The following is a 17,540-nucleotide window of genomic DNA, read 5'->3' as shown; positions in this document are numbered from 1 at the left end:
CCAATTTAAAAATGAATTTTCGATAGCCGGATTAATGTAAAGGGTTACATTCGAATAATCTCTCGATGTAGACCTTCGTCTAATATAAATACTATTGAACAACCCTTATGGTCTCTCAGACAATAAAGAAGTGGCCACGAATTTTATGCTTTAGTATTTTTATACTTTAGTAATATTATTTCTAGGCGCTCGAGAATTATCACTATTAATTACGCGGCTTAATCTATTGGGCCGTGGAGATTGTTTTCTCCGGAACGACATAATCCAGGTTTTTATTGACCCTTTCGCATCCCGTTATTTTTGATAGTGTGGTGTTGTGGGTGAGATAAAATGACTTGTGAGAATACACGACGCAGTACGCCGTATAGCTTTATGCTGTGTGTGCTGCAGGTTTTGTCAGGCTCTTCAATAACGATAACCAATGAAGAAGCTTGCAAAAATGTTTGTCGAATTTTATTTCCGGTTTTTGTTGTTTATTCCTTTAATAACAAGCGGACATACTCATTATGAGACGAAAAATACACCTACCCATAATGAAGACGGCCTGTGCAATTGCTAATGTGGCAAGCGCTTCTGCGACGTCTTTATTTCGAACAGCTAAGAAACCCCTGTGTGTTTTGGCATTTACTTTGTCATCAACGGCAGCTTTTGCAGCACCAGATCCCAATTTCCATATTTACCTTATGTTCGGCCAGTCCAACATGGAAGGGCAAGGACAAATATCTGATCAAGATCGTCAGGTTCCTTCTGATTTATTGGCGATGCAAGCCGACAATAATTGTACCGTTAATGGCGCGAGCTACGGTGAGTGGCGCTCGGCTACTCCACCGTTAATTCGTTGCTATGATGTTGCGCACAATTTTAATAATGGTGGCTTAGGCCCAGGCGATTACTTTGGTCGTACCATGCTTAATAGCAGTGGCGCAGGCGTAAGAGTAGGTTTGGTTGGTGCAGCATATCAGGGTCAAAAAATTGAATTTTTTATGAAAGACTGCGCTTCGCGAGGTAGTTGTAGCCCGTCAAGCGCGAACGGTTCTGTACCGTTAGGGCAGGGTGGTTATCAGTGGATGCTCGACCTCGCGCAAAAAGCGCAGCAAGACGGCGTGATTAAAGGCATTATTTTTCATCAAGGCGAGAGCAATACGGGCGATTCGAACTGGCCCAACATGGTGAACCAAGTGGTTACGGATTTACGAAACGATCTTGGTTTAAATGCGAATGCCGTACCGTTTATTGCCGGTGAAATGGTGCCTGGTGCGTGTTGTACCAGCCATGATACACAGGTTCATCGTATTTCGGACGTCGTTACCAACGGCCATTGGGTGTCCGCAAGCGGTTTGGGTCGACGTGATGAGTATCACTTTGATGCCGCAGGTTACCGAGAAATTGGTACACGTTACGCAGAAAAAATGTTAACACTCATTGATGTTTCTGGCGGGTCTAGTTCATCTAGCTCTAGCTCATCTTCAGTTGGTAGCGGAAATATTATTGTGCGTATGCAGGGCGCCGTTGGCGATGAAAGTGTTAGCCTAACTATAGGCGGTGCAACCATTCAAACGTGGACGCTCAGTACGAGCATGCAAGACTATAGCGCTTCTACTAATGCGTCTGGTGAACTGCGTGTAGCGTTTACAAACGATTCCGGTGATCGTGATGTACAAGTGGATTACGTTAACGTGAATGGTGATGTTCGTGAGGCAGAAGATCAGCAAGATAACACCGGTGCATACGATGGTGACTGTGGCGGCGGCTCTTATTCTGAAATGCTGCACTGTGATGGTTCCATTGGTTTTGGTGACGTTTCGCCGTCGAGTTCTTCAAGCTCTTCTTCCTCAAGTTCGAGTAGTTCTTCGAGTTCGAGTAGTTCTTCGAGTTCAAGTAGTTCTTCGAGTTCAAGTAGTTCTTCGAGTTCTACGGGCGGTCAATGTACCGACATGTGTCAATGGTACCAGGATGACCCGCGTCCGCTGTGTGCAAATCAAAGCAGTGGCTGGGGTTATGAAAATAACCAGAGTTGTATTGGTCGAAGCACCTGTGAAGGGCAAAGCGGGAGCGGCGGCGTTGTCAGTAATTGCGAAACGTCATCGTCCAGCAATAGCTCTTTAAGTTCAAGCTCTTCCTCCAGCAGTTCCTCAAGTTCAAGCTCTAGTTCGTCATCGAGCAGCTCCTCAAGTTCAAGCTCTTCTTCCAGTAGTTCATCGTCAGCCAGCGGCAATAGTATTGTTGTTCGCATGTCTGGTGTTGAAGGAGACGAGAGCGTTAGCTTAACCGTTGGAGGCGCCACTATTCAGACATGGACGCTTAGCACTAGCATGAGCGACTACACGGTAAACACTAATTCAACGGGTGAAATACGTGTAGCGTTTACAAACGATTCAGGCGACCGAGATGTACAAGTCGATTATATTGTTGTGAATGGAGAAACCCGAGAGGCGGAAGACCAGCAAGACAACACCGGTGCATACGACGGTGATTGTGGCGGTGGTTCCTACTCTGAAATGTTGCACTGTGACGGATCAATCGGTTTTGGTGACGTAAGTGGTAACAACAGTTCTAGTAGTAGCGTCAGCTCTAGCAGTAGTTCAAGTTCTAGTAGCAGTTCTTCGAGTTCATCCACTCCCAATAACGGATCGCTTTTTGTGGGGAACATTACCACCAACGGCAGCATTCGTTCTGATTTCGGCCAGTATTGGGATCAGATTACGTTGGAAAATAAGGGCAAGTGGGCACAGGTAGAGCCGCAACGGGATCAATATGATTGGAGCGGTATTGATGATGCCTACAACTATGCCAAGCAAAATGGTATTCCTTACAAGCAGCATACCTTTGTATGGGGAAGTCAGTACCCTAATTGGATAGACTCTTTAAGCGCGTCTGAAAAGGCTGCTGAAATTGAAGAGTGGATTCGAGATTATTGTACGCGCTACCCCGATACCGAGATTATTGATGTTGTGAACGAAGCGACGCCTGGGCATGCTCCGGCTAATTTTGCACAAGACGCTTTTGGTAACGACTGGATAATCAAGTCCTTTCAGCTTGCTCGACAGTACTGCCCCAATTCCATATTGGTATTGAATGATTACAACGTACTTATTTGGAACACCAGTGAATTTATCTCAATGGCTCAGCCTGCGATTAATGCTGGAGTGGTGGATGCAATTGGTTTGCAAGCTCATGGTATTGCTGATTTATCACTGTCCGAACTTCAGACAAACCTAGATCGCATTGCTGCACTTGGGTTGCCTATTTATATTTCGGAATATGATATTGAGAAAACCAATGATCAGGAGCAGCTTCAAGTAATGCAAGAGCAGTTTCCTGTGTTCTACAATCATTCTTCTGTAGTAGGTATTACGCTGTGGGGATATGTTGTTGGCACAACATGGCGTGATGGAACAGGCCTAATTCAAAGTAATGGCCAGCATCGCCCTGCGATGGATTGGCTAATGAATTACATTGGCCGCTAGGCTGAGAGATAATCGCTTAAAGGCGATAGCGCATGAGTTAACCGGTGTGTTACGTTTTTAGTGTGTTGAGTAAAAGCCTTGGCCTTTAGCCGAGGCTTTTTTTGGTCTTTTAAAAACTAAAATGCCACCTCCTGCCTTATAGGTTGAAGGTGGCGAGCGTAAAAGATAGCGCTTATCTAAAGCGCTATCTTGCTATACCCTAATAGATCCGTTAGATCGTTGGAATAGGTGTAGGCAGTAACGTTGGAATAAGTGTAGGTGATGACGTTGGAATAGGTGTAGGTGGTAATGTTGGTGTTGGCGTTATCGGCCCTGGAGTGGGTGTAATGGTTGGCACAGCGGTTGGAGTTGGAGCTGCTAGCAAGCAAAAATTGTCTATTGCTACAATATAATGACTAAAAATATCCGTACCAATATTTTGCTCATACAGACCGCTGGCTTGCACTTCTTCACAAGTTATATCATTCGCTACGAGAGCTGCGAGAGTCGTTACGGTTGCGGCAGAATATATCTGTTCAGATCCTTCAGATAATAATTGCGCTAACGTTTTTTCGACTACAACGGTTTCAGTTTCTCCAGTATCATTATCGAATGTTGCCGTTAACGTAATGGTTTCACTTGTATCGATATCTACCGTGCTGTTGAAAAGCTCAAGAAAAAACTGAGAACTATTGTAGGCGTAATTAACTGTCGAGACCTCGCCTTCCTCTGTAGATACTTCCTCTGCAGCCGATTTTAATTGATCCAAACTCTGTGGGTAATCGATCCTAAACTGAATGTTTTCCACCGCGTGATCAACAAAACGCATAAAGCCATCTGTAAATATTCGCTCGGCATCCGTCGGCGTTACCATGGCAGAATAGGTACTCTTGCCTGCGTCAGTAAGTTCATTTAAAAAGGCTTCATTAAAGTCATCGCCAATACCAATGCCCGAGAACAAAATACCTTCTAGGCCGTTAATAATGGTATGTGATGCAATAACAGTGGTATCGATGGTTCCTGTATTCGCATAGGCATCGGTAAGAATAATGACACGGTTAGCTTTCGTTTCGTCGAAACTGGCGTTGGCTACTTGGTAGGCGAGTTCAATTCCTTCATTTAAGTTTGTGCTACCGGTTGTAGAAAGAGCGTTAACGGCGTCGATATAGAATGTATCGTCGGGGGCGTAAACCCAATCGGTTAGAATAATATCGGCACTAGTATCGAAGGTTATTAAGTTGACGATATCGCCATCTTTTAGGCTTTCGGTCATGGTTGTTAAGCCATGTTTGGCTACGTCTAGTAGTGTTGAAATATCTGAACGGGTTTCACTGGCATAGGCTGAGCCCATTGAGCCAGAAATGTCTAGGAGCACCGTAATAACGGTGTTTTTACGGGCTTCTTTTGTTAATGTTGGGCCGCTTATATTAACGCCCAACGCAAACATATTGCCTTCGTACACGACGTTAATTGGGATTTCTGACTGGGGCAGTTCAAGCAGGCCCATCGATACCAAAAATGGCTCTACGGTTTCTTCAGAAAAATGTTCGAAGGTTTCTGCATTAAGAAACTCATAGGCGCGTCCCCATGAAGGGGAAGGTGTATTGCCGGAATCAAGGGCTGCAAAAGTTAAATCGCGTGGTGCGGTGCTGGCCGAATCGTCGTAGCTCAAATAAAAATGTGTTTCTTCGCTGCCTATCTCAGGATCAACATCTGGATTGGGAGTGCTCGAGCTTGAACTCGAACTATAGGAGCTATAGGAGCTATAAGAACTCGAGTTGGTGGGCGCTGATGTTGGTGAAACGCTAGGCGCTTGTGTAGGTATAGAGGTAGGAGGCGGAGTTGGTGTAGTCGTCACGGTTGGTGTGGGGGTAACAGTTGGTGTAGGTGTAACGATAGGTGTAGGTGTGACGGTAGGTGTAGGTGTGCTCGGTGACGTACTAGAGCACGTGGGCGCAACAAATTGCCCGTTGTGAGAACCTTGCAAGCCAAAGGTAGTTGTTTGTCCTGGGAGAAGGTTTCCGTTCCAATTAACGTTAGAGGCGGTAACGGTATTTCCGGTGGTGCTAAGAATTGCGTTCCAGTGATTCGTTACGCCAGGTGTATTGGCATAATCTAAATTTACTTCCCAGTTAGAAATAGCGTTGGCACTGTCATTATTAACGCTTACGGTTAGTACGTATCCGCTCCCCCAGCTATTCTCAGTCGTGGAGCAGGTGAGGGCCTGTGCATTAAGTGATGCACCCATTAAACCTGATAATAAAGCGGCGGCTTTACAAAAACGGGATATTGATCTTGATCGGCTTTGCACAATGGCAAAACTGCCTATGCTGCTTAGCAAATTTTTTTCATTAAAATGACGCATGTTGGGTCCTGTATTTTGTTATAAATAGTGAAGTTAAGTTAACTATTTTCCAAAGCAACTGAGTTAACCCGTGCACCATATATAAAATATTTTTTTAAACCTAAATTAAAATCATTGTGGCGACACTTATTTTTAATAAAAATATAGTGTATTTATTTGTTCGAAAATTTGTCGCAGAATGTTTCATTGTTTCGTCTTAATAATGGTAAGGCGTCCCAGGAAATTTGGTGCACGTTTTTCAGTAACGATGTTTTCATAACCGTCTGCTTACGCGACTTTGGCGTGAGTAAATAGCCGTGTTACCCAATTGCGCGTGTTGTACTGTCGGCTAGTGTTTGTGTTGCAAGGGTGTGTAGTGCGGGTAATAAAATGCGCTATCGAATAAACCGGTAGTCTGTTGGGGGGGGCGTGGGTGTCATAAAATTTAACACTATTGCCTTATCTTTAAGTGAAAAAAATAGGTTGTTTTTCCATCGTTTAAATGGGTAACTCCGCAATATGTATAAATTATGCTCGTATCGGTTGATCCGCAGTCTATTTTTACAAGATTAAATTGGTTCTATAGTCTTAGGGCTCAATAGGTACTATAGGGTTATACATTAAAGGGTTAATACCGTCGAAATAATTAACTTTAACAAAGTGTGATGCGTCTCTCGCCCACTGAATACGGCGATCTTAATATTGGCCCGAATAATGCTTTATGGATATCAGATGCAGTTTTTATAACTTAAATGGATATCTGGGCATGAAAAAGATTACCGCTATTGGCGCTTTATTCGTATTATTTCTGGTAGCCGTTCAAGCACAAGCGGCTGTATTAACTGAGGGTTTTGAAGACGCTTTTCCAGCATGGGAGAATGAATGGTTAGGGCAGAACAGTAATTTACACAATTATTACGGAGATGAGCATACGTTGCGAGGAAACAATTACGGCGTATGGATGGATGATGGTGATGGCGTAAGAGGTACCGATACCGTTGAGCTTGTGTTTGACGCTGTGTTTGGTGCAAGTATCATGTCATTATCTTTCGATGTGTCAACCTACATCTCGGGTCTTTCGGTAGAGGTATTCGATATTTCGGGTGTTAGTGTTTTAAATGAGATTGTTTCGGTGGGTAGTGGTTCAAGTTTTGATACCTTTTCCGTGGTGTCGGGCAATGGCGTGTCTGGTTTCACGTTTTATACAACCGGCTCTCAAATTGAAGGTAATACCATTTTAGATAATGTGACGGTTACAACCGGCGCGATAGATGTCGCCGAACCAGGATCTTTCGGTTTAATGTTAATTGGGTTGGCGGGTTTGATTGTGTCACGTAAACGAAAAATATCTTAATACAATAGAACGGTTCTTTCTAAAAAGCCTCGGCACTATGGTGTCGAGGCTTTTTTTATTTGTAATAGAAGGTCAGTGAAAAAACTCGATATCCCCCAGTGGTATGTTATCGCCAGGTTCTTCAATATGCAGTGTTATTGTGCGGTGTGTTTCGTTTGCTCGGCCGTAATGAGTGTAAACATCGAGGGTTGCTGTAACCGGCCCAAAATATTCGATCTGGTTTTCACTGTAGAAGCTCGTTTCAATTTTGTATTGTCCTGGCATTGCGAAGCGAGTGAGGTATTCCTCTGGCCCGAAGCCATCAATGGCATCGAAGGGTAGATAACCGTGAGCAACGCTGACGGGGTTGCCATAATGTACATCTTCTTTGCTGGGTTCTTCAATCCATAAATCAAGGTCGGCGTTTCTCGAGTTCCAAGACAGCACTATACGTATATCGAGTTCAAAATTCTCAAGTAGAGTGTCGTCCAACCTTTGCGCGTTTTTTCTAAGAGAGGGGTGTAGGTTGAGTAGGTGGTTGAGCTCAGTTAACGCGGTAATGCGCATATAGTTTTCGGCCTCCCATGGGCCCAGAATAACACGCAGGTAATATTCTACGGCGTTTGCTAGTGCGCTAATGTCAGATGAGTGGCGGCCTATGGCTTCCCAGGTTAATGCGAGATCTCTCCAGCTAGCAGGTTGATGTGGGGCAATTTGTGCAATATGTTCGAGAACTACCAGCGCAGTAGTCAGTTCATTAGATTGTATTAAATTGTATGCGACCATGCGTTCCATTCCTGCATTCTCAGGGTGAATCTCCAGAATGTTGGATATTACAAGGAAGGCTTCTTGTGGGCGTTGCAGTTGTAATAGGTAGTGGCTTACGTCCATGTAAAATGTTGGGCTTTCACGGTAATTTTCTCTTAGTTTAAGGTACTGCTCGTAAATCAGTGGTGGGGCTACTGCCTTCAGTGGGGTTAAGTAAGGTGCATTGGGGGCCCAAGGTGTTAAATTAATGGTGTTGTTGGCATCATTGGGGTTATCGCTAGCGCGCATTCCAGTAACCCAAACCTCTTCGACTAAACTATTCTCATGATCAAAACCCAAAGCGTTACAGTTGTGGGTGCAGGGCTTTTGGGATAAAAGTGATAGCGCTTTTTTTATAGAGATTGGTTTTGCTTGATGCCACCATTTTGCACGCTGGCTCCAAGCGTCTAGTAGATACTGCATTATAACGGTATCTTGACTGGGTTCATTTTTCTGCGAGTCGAGCAGCTCCTGTCGTAGAGTCTCGTATTGCTGCGCATTATAAATGTTATGCGGTGGCCGAACGCCATAAAAAACATAGTCATTAATGTCCTCTAGTACAATCAAACTTGTATACGGTGTCACTAGCCCGTGCTTTAATCCAAAATCTCTAATGTGGTGCTCGTTTCGTTTAGGGTTAGCCATGTGTTGGTTTAGCCATGCAGTCGTGAAGTTCTGCAGAGCCGTCTCGGACTGTGGCGTTTGATCAATATTAATAGAGTGATCGGACGTTACTCGCGTTGTGAGTTCGGATATTGCGTTATCACCTGTTGCTTTTGCGTAAATTTTTAACGTGTAACGGCCGTTATAATCAAAATGGGTTAGCCACTCGGTATTGGTGGAGGCTGGGCGAAGTTTGGGGGCAAGAACGCCGAGTGATTGAGCCAGTTTTTTGGGAGAGTAACGATTGGTGTCGAGCACTACGCCTCGTGATTCGTGCGCAATATTCCTAAGAATTGCCTCATGTAATTTCGTGTTACAAAGAATGGGGTAAGTTGGCATTTTAACCGCGGGCAATTCTTCGTTACCGAGTGTCGATAGGCCATCGCTAAACAATAATGCAATATCTGCGCTGGAGGTATTGGCGGCAGTGAGTGCGCCCTGAAGGTGGCTAGCCCCGTCATAGGGTACCTCTGATAATCGCTTGAATAATGCAATAATACCTTTTTCGTTAAAGGGAAACGTTTCTAATGGGGAGTTGGTGGCCGAAAACCGATGTAATTGAAGTTCGGTTGGCTTGGGTTTTCGTTTTTTGATGTTTTTTAAAAGTGATTTTAACGTTGCTATTTTTTCATTATGGCTGTTTTCCATTGAAAGGGAGCTATCCCAAATAATTAACAGGGAATCTATTTTTTCTACGCGGTCAAGTAAAGCTACGTTAACGTTAATTTCACCCTTTACATAGAGTGCATCGTCTTTAAGTGTATGAGACCAGCGAGCATTCCTGCGGGGGTAGATGCGCAGTTTAGTTGTTTCTAGCTGTGAAACTCTTGCACTGTCTTGCTGTAATGTTGCCTTAATAATATTGTGATGTTGCCCAGACCTTGATGAAAGTATTTGTCGAGGAAAGGGGTGAGTAATAAGTTGCGGCAATTTTTTTGGACGCTCTGTGCGAATATGAAGATTGATTTCAGTTGAGGGGTCTAGCAATTCGGTAGGAAATTGATAGAGCAGAGAGCCATTTAATTGTCGTTTTAGTATCTCTGTTGACGTAAGTGTGATTGTGCGAGTACCGCCTCCGGGCACGGGATAAACTTCCGTTGTAAAGCGATTCCCTCGGGTATATTCAAGAATGCCCGGATCAATTTGTTGGTCCTGTATTTCTTCGAATGCCTCTCGGGCTTTATTTTTTTCAACTGCAACGGCATTCGTCATTTCACCGTCAATATCCAGTGCGTATCCTGTCACTATTGCGCCGTCTGCAATGGGAAGATTAATGTAAGCTTCTGTGTCGCTCCGATAAAGATTGCGTAGCGTGTAGGTTGCTACAGTAGAGGCTAGGGAACCGTCAATAGTGACGTTAAGGTTCAGTTTTTCTATTTGAATACCTTGATTGTAACCATTTATGGCAATGGTTTGGTAATATCGGCTGTGCTTTTTACGCTCAAGTACGAGTGTTTCGTCGTCGTAAAGCAATGTTAATGTGTTCTTGGAAATCGAGTAAATGGCCGGGTTGTCATAGTCGTTTTCTATGAAAAGATGCTCTTTCTCCGCCGAATATCGATAGGTTTCTCGGTAATGCTCGTCTCCATCAATTTGCTCAATAATGATTCGATTGCCGGGCTCAAATTGTAGAGCTGTAATATTATGCTCGTCGGTTGGGGTGCTGAGAGCCCAGCGGCCAATGAGGTGATCTGTTTGTGCGTAGGCTTGTACCGAGCCCAATACCCCTAACATTACCCCTAAAGCAATTCCAAACGTGTGCAGTATATTCGCCATGCGTATTTTCCCTATGATGGTCGGCTTTCTCTTGTGAAGGTATATTCACCTTGGCTGAAATATTGTCTAATTTTGCTACACTACACCACTTTTTTAAAGCTAGTTTGGCGCTTGGGACGAAATGGCGATTATCGGTATAGATTTTGTAGGAGGAGGGCGTTGGCTTATCCCTAACCGCTTGGGCGAAGGGATAACCCCTTCTGTTGTTGGTTTAGATGATAATGGAAAAGTAATGGTGGGTAAAATCGTGTTAGCTAAACGCAATTTAGTGCGCTTGAACTGTCAGCGTTGGCGCTGATTTTTCTACAATAAAGGGCTTTTTTTAATGGGATACTTATGTCGAGTGCGCTGTTTGGCCTCGCCGCGCTTCTAGCAGACCGATGTATGCTACTGATGTATTGGTTGATGGAATGTTCTGTTTGGCAGACCAGTCTCGGGAAAAAACTATTGGGGTTGAGGGTTGTTAATCGAGATGTTCAGGGTGTGGGGTGAGCTTCGCCATTTTATGTGTGTCCACAAAAGTTACGTGGTTTTTTAATTGCTTTCTCTCGGGCAATTTTCTTCACGATAGGTTAGGCCGTACTTATGTTATACGCGTGGACGATAATCGGTTTGCAGGAGGCCCCGCGTTTAATTTTTGCTCGCGAACCTATACGCTGGAATTAAAATAATAAGAATTTATTGGTACTCTAGGGCTTTCGCCAATTGTTGGTTTTTACTGAATTATTTTTTTATAGGCGTTAAGGGCTACCTCGGCATAGGGACAGTCGCGATTCGCTTGCATGCGTTCGTAGTGCCGTATTAGTTTGTGTATATACGTGCGTTTGATGTTGGACATGTCCCGCCACAGCGAATCACCGATTATGGTGACGGGTTGAAACGATTCAGTGTTTAGTTGGGCGGGCGATCTTCCGCAATGGTAACGAAGCCATAGGTGTTCGTGGCTAAAGTTTTTCTCTGTGACAAAACTTTCCTCAATTAACGTGAAATGTTGTTCGCGTAGAAAAGAACGTAATTCAAAGGTATGTGAATTGGGGCTAAGAATAAATTCAACGGCTGAGCCTTTTTTCAATCGGTCGATAATACCTTTTAATATGGCCTGTAAGTTTTGTCCTCCAACACCAGCAATGATAACTAATGAGCGTTGCTCGGCCGGAAGCGACAAGCGGGTTGCATCTGCGGCTATAAAGTGCAGGCGCCCGTCGTTTAGGCTTGCGTAATCTGTTTCTAGCGTGTTTATGATAGAAGCCACTTTATCAACGAGATGAATATGTGTTGTAGGAAAGCGTTGATGTAAGTGCAGCCCCAACCGGCCGTGATCACAGCATATATCCCAAATAGTGCTGTAAGTATTTGCAGAGTTTATCCACTGAAAAATATGATTTAGGCGTTGGCCTAAACGTCTGATGATTTTATCGTCCATGCGGGATATCTATGATGGTATTGAAGGTAGGATTGGGGAGTACGGAATTAGCGTTGCTGCATCGAGGTGTTGTGCCTGCGCGATGAACGCTTAGCCTAGCGTACTGCGCAATAATACGTGATTAGCGCCGTTATTTCTTTTGTTTTTTAGGTTTATTGGCGATGCATCTAGAGAATGTTCTCCCATATAGCGCTGGTGATTTTCGAACGTTGTAGAACGTAGCGTGTAGTGTATCGACTAGGCATGAGATTTGCCTTTGTTTGTTCCGTAATGCACTGTTGCGTGTTAACAGGTACTGCTTCGCCTTCCATGCGTTGATTTTGCTGCCTAATTACTCGTACGCTAAATAGTGGTGATAGGCCGTTGCGCTAGGTGCTACGGGCTTCGGCGTGGCGGGCGTATTGTTAAGAATAAAGCGTCGCCAAATGGCAGGGTTTTTTTATGTTGGTATTCCATTCTCTATCTATACTTGTTGGGCAAAGCAGTGTCCCACTCTCTTCATTCAAGTATTAAGTTTAATGAGCGATAATAGACGTACTCAAGTTATAACAATTAATCAGCTTCAGCCTGGAATGTTCGTGGTTAAGCTTGATATTCCTTGGATTGATAGCCCGTTTCTCAAGCATACCCGTCTTATTAAAAGCGTTACAGAGGTCGTAAAGCTTCGAGAGTCTGGCGTAAAAAAAGTTGTAATTGATCTATCTAAGGGGCGTGTCTCGTTGTCTGCTGACGCGCCCGAGGGCAAAGAGCTAACATCGGAAAAGGGTAGGGGGGGTAGTGGAGAGGGCTCTATTTCGCCTGAAAAATTGTCGGTGATAAAGAGTAAGTCAGCGGTAGTCGAGGGTGTATCGCAAGATGCTACTCTAGCGTTAGCCGCAGAGATGAAGTTAGCTGTCAATATTCGAACAGAGATTAAAAATACGGTTGAAATATTGAATGCTAATTTGGAAAGTGGCAAGGTTGTCTCTGCCGATACGTTATTCCCGTTAATAGATCAAACATTGGATAGCCTTGAGCGTAATAATCAAGCCCTACTTAACCTCGTGCATTTAAGCCGAAAGTCAAAAAAAATAGTCGATCATGCCTTTAGTGTATTCTGTTTAACATTAAATCTGGCGCTTGCATTAAAGTTAAGCGAAGAAGAGCGTGGGGCGCTCGCTATCGCAGCTTTATTGCACGATAGCGGTTGGTTGCAGTTACCCCTCAATTTGATGGGAAAGCGTTCTCGTTATGTAGGTACTGAAACAAAGCTTGTTCACTCTCATCTTGATATTGGATTGAAAATGCTGAGCCATTCAGCATTACCGCGTTTAGTTGTTCGTATCATTCGTGAACACCATGAACGTTGTGATGGTAGCGGTTATCCTGCAGGCCTTAGTGGTGATATGATGCACTCAGCGTCAAAGGTATTAGCGGTAGTCGATACTTATGATGAGTGTGTACATCAGCTGAAGGACAAACCGGGAATGTTACCGACGAATGCTTTGCGTTATTTGTATCGCGAGGCAGACAGTGGGAAATTTGATGCGACGGTAGTGGCCGCACTCATTAATATTCTTGGTGTGTACCCCGTTAGTAGTGCCGTGCGTTTAACTACAACTGAAAAAGCGGTCATTGAGCAGGTGTTTATCGAGACACACTTAGAGCCAATTGTTCGAATTATTTACGATAAAAACGAAAAGCCGCTACGCGAACCTTATGTTGCAGATTTGCGCGACCCCTCTAATCAGCACCGAAAAATTAGCGAGCTGCTTTTGCCTGGTGATTTAAAAGATGATCCTGAAAGACGATTGGTACCGGTATTCGAATGACGTTAACGTTTCAAGAAGCTAAAAATATTTTACAGCAATGGCCAGACGGCTTAATTGCTTTAGATGAAAATGGTTATATTCTTTGGTTGTCTGATTATGCCACAACAGTATTGGGTTGGGATTCGGTCGGTACAATCGGTAAGCATATACACGATCTACTGTGTGTACATTCTCGTGAGACTCATCATGACGCTAAAGACTGCGTGCTAATGGCGCAGAGCGATATTCACTTAAACGTTATGACGTCTGCCTATTGGTTGGCCAATAATGGTGAGTATGTGGGTGTTGATTATCGTGTGATGGTTTCACCTGTGGAGTCTGAATGCCATCGTATCGTTAGCTTTTTCGAAAATAGATATCAGCAACATAATTATGAAGAGCTTACTAAGTTTGCTGGTTTCGTAGAGAAAAGTCCGGGCGCAATCGCTGAGTTTGACCATGAAGGGCAAATGTTATTCGGAAACCGTGCGATGCAAGAATTATTGCTGGCACATGGTTTTGATGGCAAAGGGAACGCTAAAATATTCCCGCCGGAATTAAATATTTTTTGTCGGCATTGTTGCTTTGATAATGTCAGCACTACACACATTGATGTAGAGGTAGATGGATATTGGTTTAGCTGGAATTTTTATCCATTAGAAGAAAAAAGTGGTACCACCGTCATTGGGTACGCTTTTAACGCAACGGAAAGGCGAATCGCTCAGCAGCAGGCGCAAGTGACGAGGGCGCAAGCGAGGCGTGATTTTTACGCGAAAATGATACATGAATTACGCACCCCACTAAACGCGATTATAGGTTATTCCGATCTAATTTTATGCCGTGCAGATGAGCGCATGACCGATAAAGATAAGCGGGCGTTGCGAGGTATAAAAATTGGTGGAATGCAATTAAATGAACTTATTTCGGACACACTCGATATATCAAAAATCGAGGCGGGTAAAATGACGGCCGAAATTGAGGATTTCCAGGTAGATTCGGTTGTAGCGGATATCAACGAGCAAATGAGTTATTTGGCCGACGCAAAAAATCTCGATTATATGATCCGGTGTACCCCTAATCTTAATGTTACGAGTGACCGCAGAAAAGTACGGCAAATTTTGGTTAATCTAATTTCTAATGCCATTAAATACACGAAAAAAGGGCGTGTGAGTGCAACAATTGAGTGTTCTGATAACGGCAATACGTTTACGATAAGTGTAACGGATACCGGTGTAGGTATTCCCATGGATCAGCTTTCGCTGCTCTTTAAGGAGTATCAGCAAGTAAGAGAAACGCAGAACCGTGGTATACAAGGCACTGGGCTAGGGTTGGCGTTGGTAAGTGAATTGATTCAGGTGCTAGACGGAAATATAACGGTAGACAGTGATTACGGGAAGGGCAGCACCTTTACGGTGGTACTGCCGCAAACCTCTATAGAGACACCCGCTGTCTAGAATAGGGTGTAAAAATTAGCGGTCGTATTGACATAGATAAGCGGTGTCGACACTTACTTTTAAATCAAAATTTGTATTCGCTTCTACTTCAAACGTTTGGCCTGAGATAAAGGTTTGCCAGTGATCTCGGCCCGGCAGTTTTACGATTAGTTCGCCGCTCACAACGGTCATTATTTCGCGGCAATCGGTGCCGAAAGTGTACTCTCCAGCAGCCATAACACCTACGGTTGCAGGTAAAGATGCCGTTTTAAATGCAATTGATTTCACTTTTCCGTCAAAATATTCGTTTACATCTAACATGAAATTATCCCTAGAGTTGGTGTGTGCTAGCGTCTTAGCGCCGTAGAATTTCGGCGCGGATTATAGCGTTTAATAGGGGGCGTGGCTATTTCCGTCGTTTGGCTCTTGTGGGCGACTAAATTGTAAATCGTAGGCAAACGCCAAGATATGAGCAACCGCAACGTAGACCTGCTCTGGAATACTATCACCGAGTTCTAGTTGCGTAAGCAGCTCTACCAGCGGCCCGTTGTCACAAAGGGGCACACCCGCGTCTTGCGCAAGCCGGATAATCTCATCGCCTTGTTCGCCAAACCCTTTGGCCGTAATTGTTGGCGCTTGTTGGCCATCATAAAATAGTGCAACGGCTTTGGTTGGCACATCATCATTTCTCATACGTCGCCTCTCGTCGATTTTCCCCAATAAGTAGTAGCCAGTACTTGGAAGTTAACTGTGAATATTACGTTCGAATATCAATGAGTGTTTGTTTAATAGGCATGGCCATTGTGGGAGGTTTTCCTGCTTCTAAGCGCAAATCTTCAACATCTAACCCTTTTTCTTCCAGTAGGGCTTTCAGTGCAGTAAGGCGTGCAGCGGTTCGAGACCTCACGTCTTCGTGTTCACTCCAAAAACGGGTGGTTATTCGATTACCCGTTAGGGTTATTTCCGTCGCAAGCGGGCCGTAGTCGTCAAGCTCTAGCGTCATAAAAAGGGTCCAGCGCTGCGCTTTTTGTTTTTTGGCAGCGTTGTTCGGTGGAGGCGTATCGCTTTCTTGCTCTGGTGTTGCGTAGTAAGGGGTAAGTTGCAGGCTAACGGGAATGATGTGTTCCTGAAGTTTAAGCGAAAACTCCAGCATCACGGGCCCGGTGTTTACGTCGGTTGAACGATTGAGTAGTTGACGAATTTGATTGGCGGAAATATTGGCGAGCCCTATGGCTGAGGCGGCTGTCAAAATACGGGCTATTTGAGTTTTGAGCTCGAGCGATTGTTTTGGAGCGACTGCGGCATTGGTAGTCAGTTGTTTTAAGGTATCGATAAGCGGGGAGAATTCGCGTAATAGCGTTGCCGCACGTGAAAGCGTGTGTTGCAAGGTTGTGCTCGCTGGATCGGGACGGTTTGTGGGTAGAGGCTCGGGTGAGCTTTTCGACGCTTCGGTAAATATTTGCAGTAAAAGATTTTTAGTGTCGTATTTAAATGGCAATGCGCTAGTGGAGTTGGTCAATGATTGCGTTGGTTTATCCATGTTGGCTCGAATATTATTTTCGAGATAAGGCCCGCTCTGCTGGATTATGTGTTTAATATTTTGTGGCGACAATTGGGACGCAGATTGTATATTCGGTTGAGTAAGGCGTGTAACCGCGTTGAGCAAATTTGGATTAACAACGTGGGTTTTAAGTGCTGAAGGGAGTGTATTAAGCGCCTTATGCAGCGTGTTTATCGTTGTTACGCTATTTTTCAGGGGTTGTTGGTAGGGCATGTGTAGACGCAGCGCGTGTTGTAATGTTTGAAGCGTGCTTGTGGTTTGTCTCGATTCGACCGTGGGCGATTGGCGTTCGATATTGGCTGTCGGTGCGTTTTTTATCACGTAATCGCGTGCGCTTTTAAACAGGTCGGATGTTTGCGTATCGGCCTTGGCCGTAAGTTGGCTCGTTGGGGTATTGTGAGCGCCTTGCAATAGTTGCGCATTGCCATCGGCACGTACTTGAATATTAACGGCACTGCTTATGCTGAGTGAAACCGGTGAGAGTAGTGTAAAGGTTTTGGGAAGCGTTGAATTGTTAGCCGTGGGTTGCAATTTTACGCGTAAAAAGTGCAGTGACGGTGACGCTTCAAGCAGTTGTAGTAGCGCCTTCGATACTGTTGGGCGTGCCGTCGCTATTGGTGTTGGGTTTTGGTTTGGGTGTTGTGTCGAGTCGTTTTTTCCTGCGGTACTGCTAGAGGCCGGTGAAGGCGGTGTGGTCAGGCTTTTGATTAGCGCTTGTCTTTGCTCGACAGTTACCACTGTTTGTTGCTCGACTGTTACGTTAACGGTTTGGTTGGGTGTAGCATTAACTAATTTAACCAGTGAAGCAGTCGAGTTTGTTGGTGTACTGCGACTTCGAATACTACCTTGCGTGCCCGTGGGGGTATTAATCGGTGGTATTTCCATCGTGCCCGTCCTAAACGCTATAGTGATTTGTAACTGCTTAAACGGTAGCCATATGTGTGCTGGCTATTGCTACTCCGTT

Annotated in this window: 12 protein-coding genes; 6 read left to right on the top strand and 6 right to left on the bottom strand. The window is 44.5% G+C overall.

Annotated elements, in window-relative coordinates:
- Positions 1–533 precede the first annotated feature (533 nt).
- Positions 534–3,467 (top strand): endo-1,4-beta-xylanase, encoded by a 2,934-nt coding sequence (locus tag H5647_RS15290; RefSeq protein ID WP_045859765.1) that lies wholly within the window; start codon positions 534–536, stop codon positions 3,465–3,467.
- 211 nt (positions 3,468–3,678) lie between these two features.
- Here the strand turns inward: H5647_RS15290 and H5647_RS15285 are convergent, their stop codons facing one another.
- Positions 3,679–5,811: a cellulose binding domain-containing protein gene (locus H5647_RS15285; RefSeq protein ID WP_045859763.1), complete on the bottom strand. Its 2,133-nt coding sequence runs from the start codon at positions 5,809–5,811 to the stop codon at positions 3,679–3,681.
- 745 nt (positions 5,812–6,556) lie between these two features.
- Between H5647_RS15285 and H5647_RS15280 the strand changes: the two genes are divergently transcribed.
- Entirely contained in the window at positions 6,557–7,144 is a 588-nt protein-coding gene (locus tag H5647_RS15280) for a PEP-CTERM sorting domain-containing protein (protein WP_045859762.1), read from the top strand.
- A gap of 72 nt (positions 7,145–7,216) precedes the next feature.
- Here the strand turns inward: H5647_RS15280 and H5647_RS15275 are convergent, their stop codons facing one another.
- Positions 7,217–10,369 (bottom strand): VIT domain-containing protein, encoded by a 3,153-nt coding sequence (locus H5647_RS15275; protein WP_045859759.1) that lies wholly within the window; start codon positions 10,367–10,369, stop codon positions 7,217–7,219.
- A 121-nt stretch (positions 10,370–10,490) separates the two neighbouring features.
- On the opposite strand from H5647_RS15275, the gene H5647_RS15270 reads away from it, so the two are divergent.
- Together H5647_RS15270 and H5647_RS22465 are read left to right on the top strand one after the other, a co-directional pair.
- A complete protein-coding gene (locus H5647_RS15270; protein ID WP_162926244.1) occupies positions 10,491–10,667 on the top strand; it encodes a hypothetical protein in 177 nt (58 codons plus the stop codon).
- Positions 10,668–10,705: 38 nt separating this feature from the next.
- Positions 10,706–10,861 carry an RDD family protein gene (locus tag H5647_RS22465; protein ID WP_082087080.1) on the top strand — a complete coding sequence of 52 codons (156 nt, stop codon included), beginning with the start codon at positions 10,706–10,708 and terminating at the stop codon, positions 10,859–10,861.
- Between the two features lie 223 nt (positions 10,862–11,084).
- Here the strand turns inward: H5647_RS22465 and H5647_RS15260 are convergent, their stop codons facing one another.
- The gene (locus H5647_RS15260; protein ID WP_045859756.1) at positions 11,085–11,792 is read right to left on the bottom strand and encodes a tRNA (adenine(22)-N(1))-methyltransferase TrmK; all 708 of its coding nucleotides are present in this window, start codon (positions 11,790–11,792) and stop codon (positions 11,085–11,087) included.
- Positions 11,793–12,310: 518 nt separating this feature from the next.
- Between H5647_RS15260 and H5647_RS15255 the strand changes: the two genes are divergently transcribed.
- Both H5647_RS15255 and H5647_RS15250 read left to right on the top strand, forming a co-directional pair.
- Positions 12,311–13,603 carry an HD-GYP domain-containing protein gene (locus H5647_RS15255; protein ID WP_045861451.1) on the top strand — a complete coding sequence of 431 codons (1,293 nt, stop codon included), beginning with the start codon at positions 12,311–12,313 and terminating at the stop codon, positions 13,601–13,603.
- Positions 13,600–15,036, top strand: coding sequence for a PAS domain-containing sensor histidine kinase (locus H5647_RS15250; protein ID WP_045859754.1), 1,437 nt, complete (start codon positions 13,600–13,602; stop codon positions 15,034–15,036). Before H5647_RS15255 ends, H5647_RS15250 begins: the two co-directional genes overlap by 4 nt.
- A 15-nt stretch (positions 15,037–15,051) precedes the next feature.
- On the opposite strand, the gene ppnP is transcribed toward H5647_RS15250, so the two are convergent.
- From ppnP to fliK, 3 genes are all read right to left on the bottom strand, one after another.
- Positions 15,052–15,336, bottom strand: a complete 285-nt coding sequence (gene ppnP, locus H5647_RS15245) for a pyrimidine/purine nucleoside phosphorylase (protein WP_045859753.1) — start codon at positions 15,334–15,336, stop codon at positions 15,052–15,054.
- A 69-nt stretch (positions 15,337–15,405) separates the two neighbouring features.
- Positions 15,406–15,708 carry an EscU/YscU/HrcU family type III secretion system export apparatus switch protein gene (locus H5647_RS15240; RefSeq protein ID WP_045859752.1) on the bottom strand — a complete coding sequence of 101 codons (303 nt, stop codon included), beginning with the start codon at positions 15,706–15,708 and terminating at the stop codon, positions 15,406–15,408.
- A 64-nt stretch (positions 15,709–15,772) separates the two neighbouring features.
- Positions 15,773–17,461 (bottom strand): flagellar hook-length control protein FliK, encoded by a 1,689-nt coding sequence (gene fliK, locus H5647_RS15235; RefSeq protein WP_045859751.1) that lies wholly within the window; start codon positions 17,459–17,461, stop codon positions 15,773–15,775.
- Between the last annotated feature and the right edge of the window lie 79 nt (positions 17,462–17,540).

The sequence above is a fragment of the Teredinibacter purpureus genome (genome assembly GCF_014217335.1).
GTDB lineage: Bacteria > Pseudomonadota > Gammaproteobacteria > Pseudomonadales > Cellvibrionaceae > Teredinibacter > Teredinibacter purpureus.
This window is presented reverse-complemented; position numbering and strand designations above follow the sequence as displayed.

Bases quoted from the DNA above. Each gene is read 5' to 3' on its own strand.
- H5647_RS15250 (WP_045859754.1), top strand. From the start codon at position 13,600: ATGACGTTAACGTTTCAAGAAGCTAAAAATATTTTACAGCAATGGCCA.
- H5647_RS15285 (WP_045859763.1), bottom strand. From the start codon at position 5,811: ATGCGTCATTTTAATGAAAAAAATTTGCTAAGCAGCATAGGCAGTTTT.
- ppnP (WP_045859753.1), bottom strand. From the start codon at position 15,336: ATGTTAGATGTAAACGAATATTTTGACGGAAAAGTGAAATCAATTGCA.
- H5647_RS22465 (WP_082087080.1), top strand. From the start codon at position 10,706: ATGTCGAGTGCGCTGTTTGGCCTCGCCGCGCTTCTAGCAGACCGATGT.
- H5647_RS15270 (WP_162926244.1), top strand. From the start codon at position 10,491: ATGGCGATTATCGGTATAGATTTTGTAGGAGGAGGGCGTTGGCTTATC.
- H5647_RS15260 (WP_045859756.1), bottom strand. From the start codon at position 11,792: ATGGACGATAAAATCATCAGACGTTTAGGCCAACGCCTAAATCATATT.
- H5647_RS15240 (WP_045859752.1), bottom strand. From the start codon at position 15,708: ATGAGAAATGATGATGTGCCAACCAAAGCCGTTGCACTATTTTATGAT.
- fliK (WP_045859751.1), bottom strand. From the start codon at position 17,461: ATGGAAATACCACCGATTAATACCCCCACGGGCACGCAAGGTAGTATT.
- H5647_RS15255 (WP_045861451.1), top strand. From the start codon at position 12,311: ATGAGCGATAATAGACGTACTCAAGTTATAACAATTAATCAGCTTCAG.
- H5647_RS15290 (WP_045859765.1), top strand. From the start codon at position 534: ATGAAGACGGCCTGTGCAATTGCTAATGTGGCAAGCGCTTCTGCGACG.
- H5647_RS15280 (WP_045859762.1), top strand. From the start codon at position 6,557: ATGAAAAAGATTACCGCTATTGGCGCTTTATTCGTATTATTTCTGGTA.
- H5647_RS15275 (WP_045859759.1), bottom strand. From the start codon at position 10,369: ATGGCGAATATACTGCACACGTTTGGAATTGCTTTAGGGGTAATGTTA.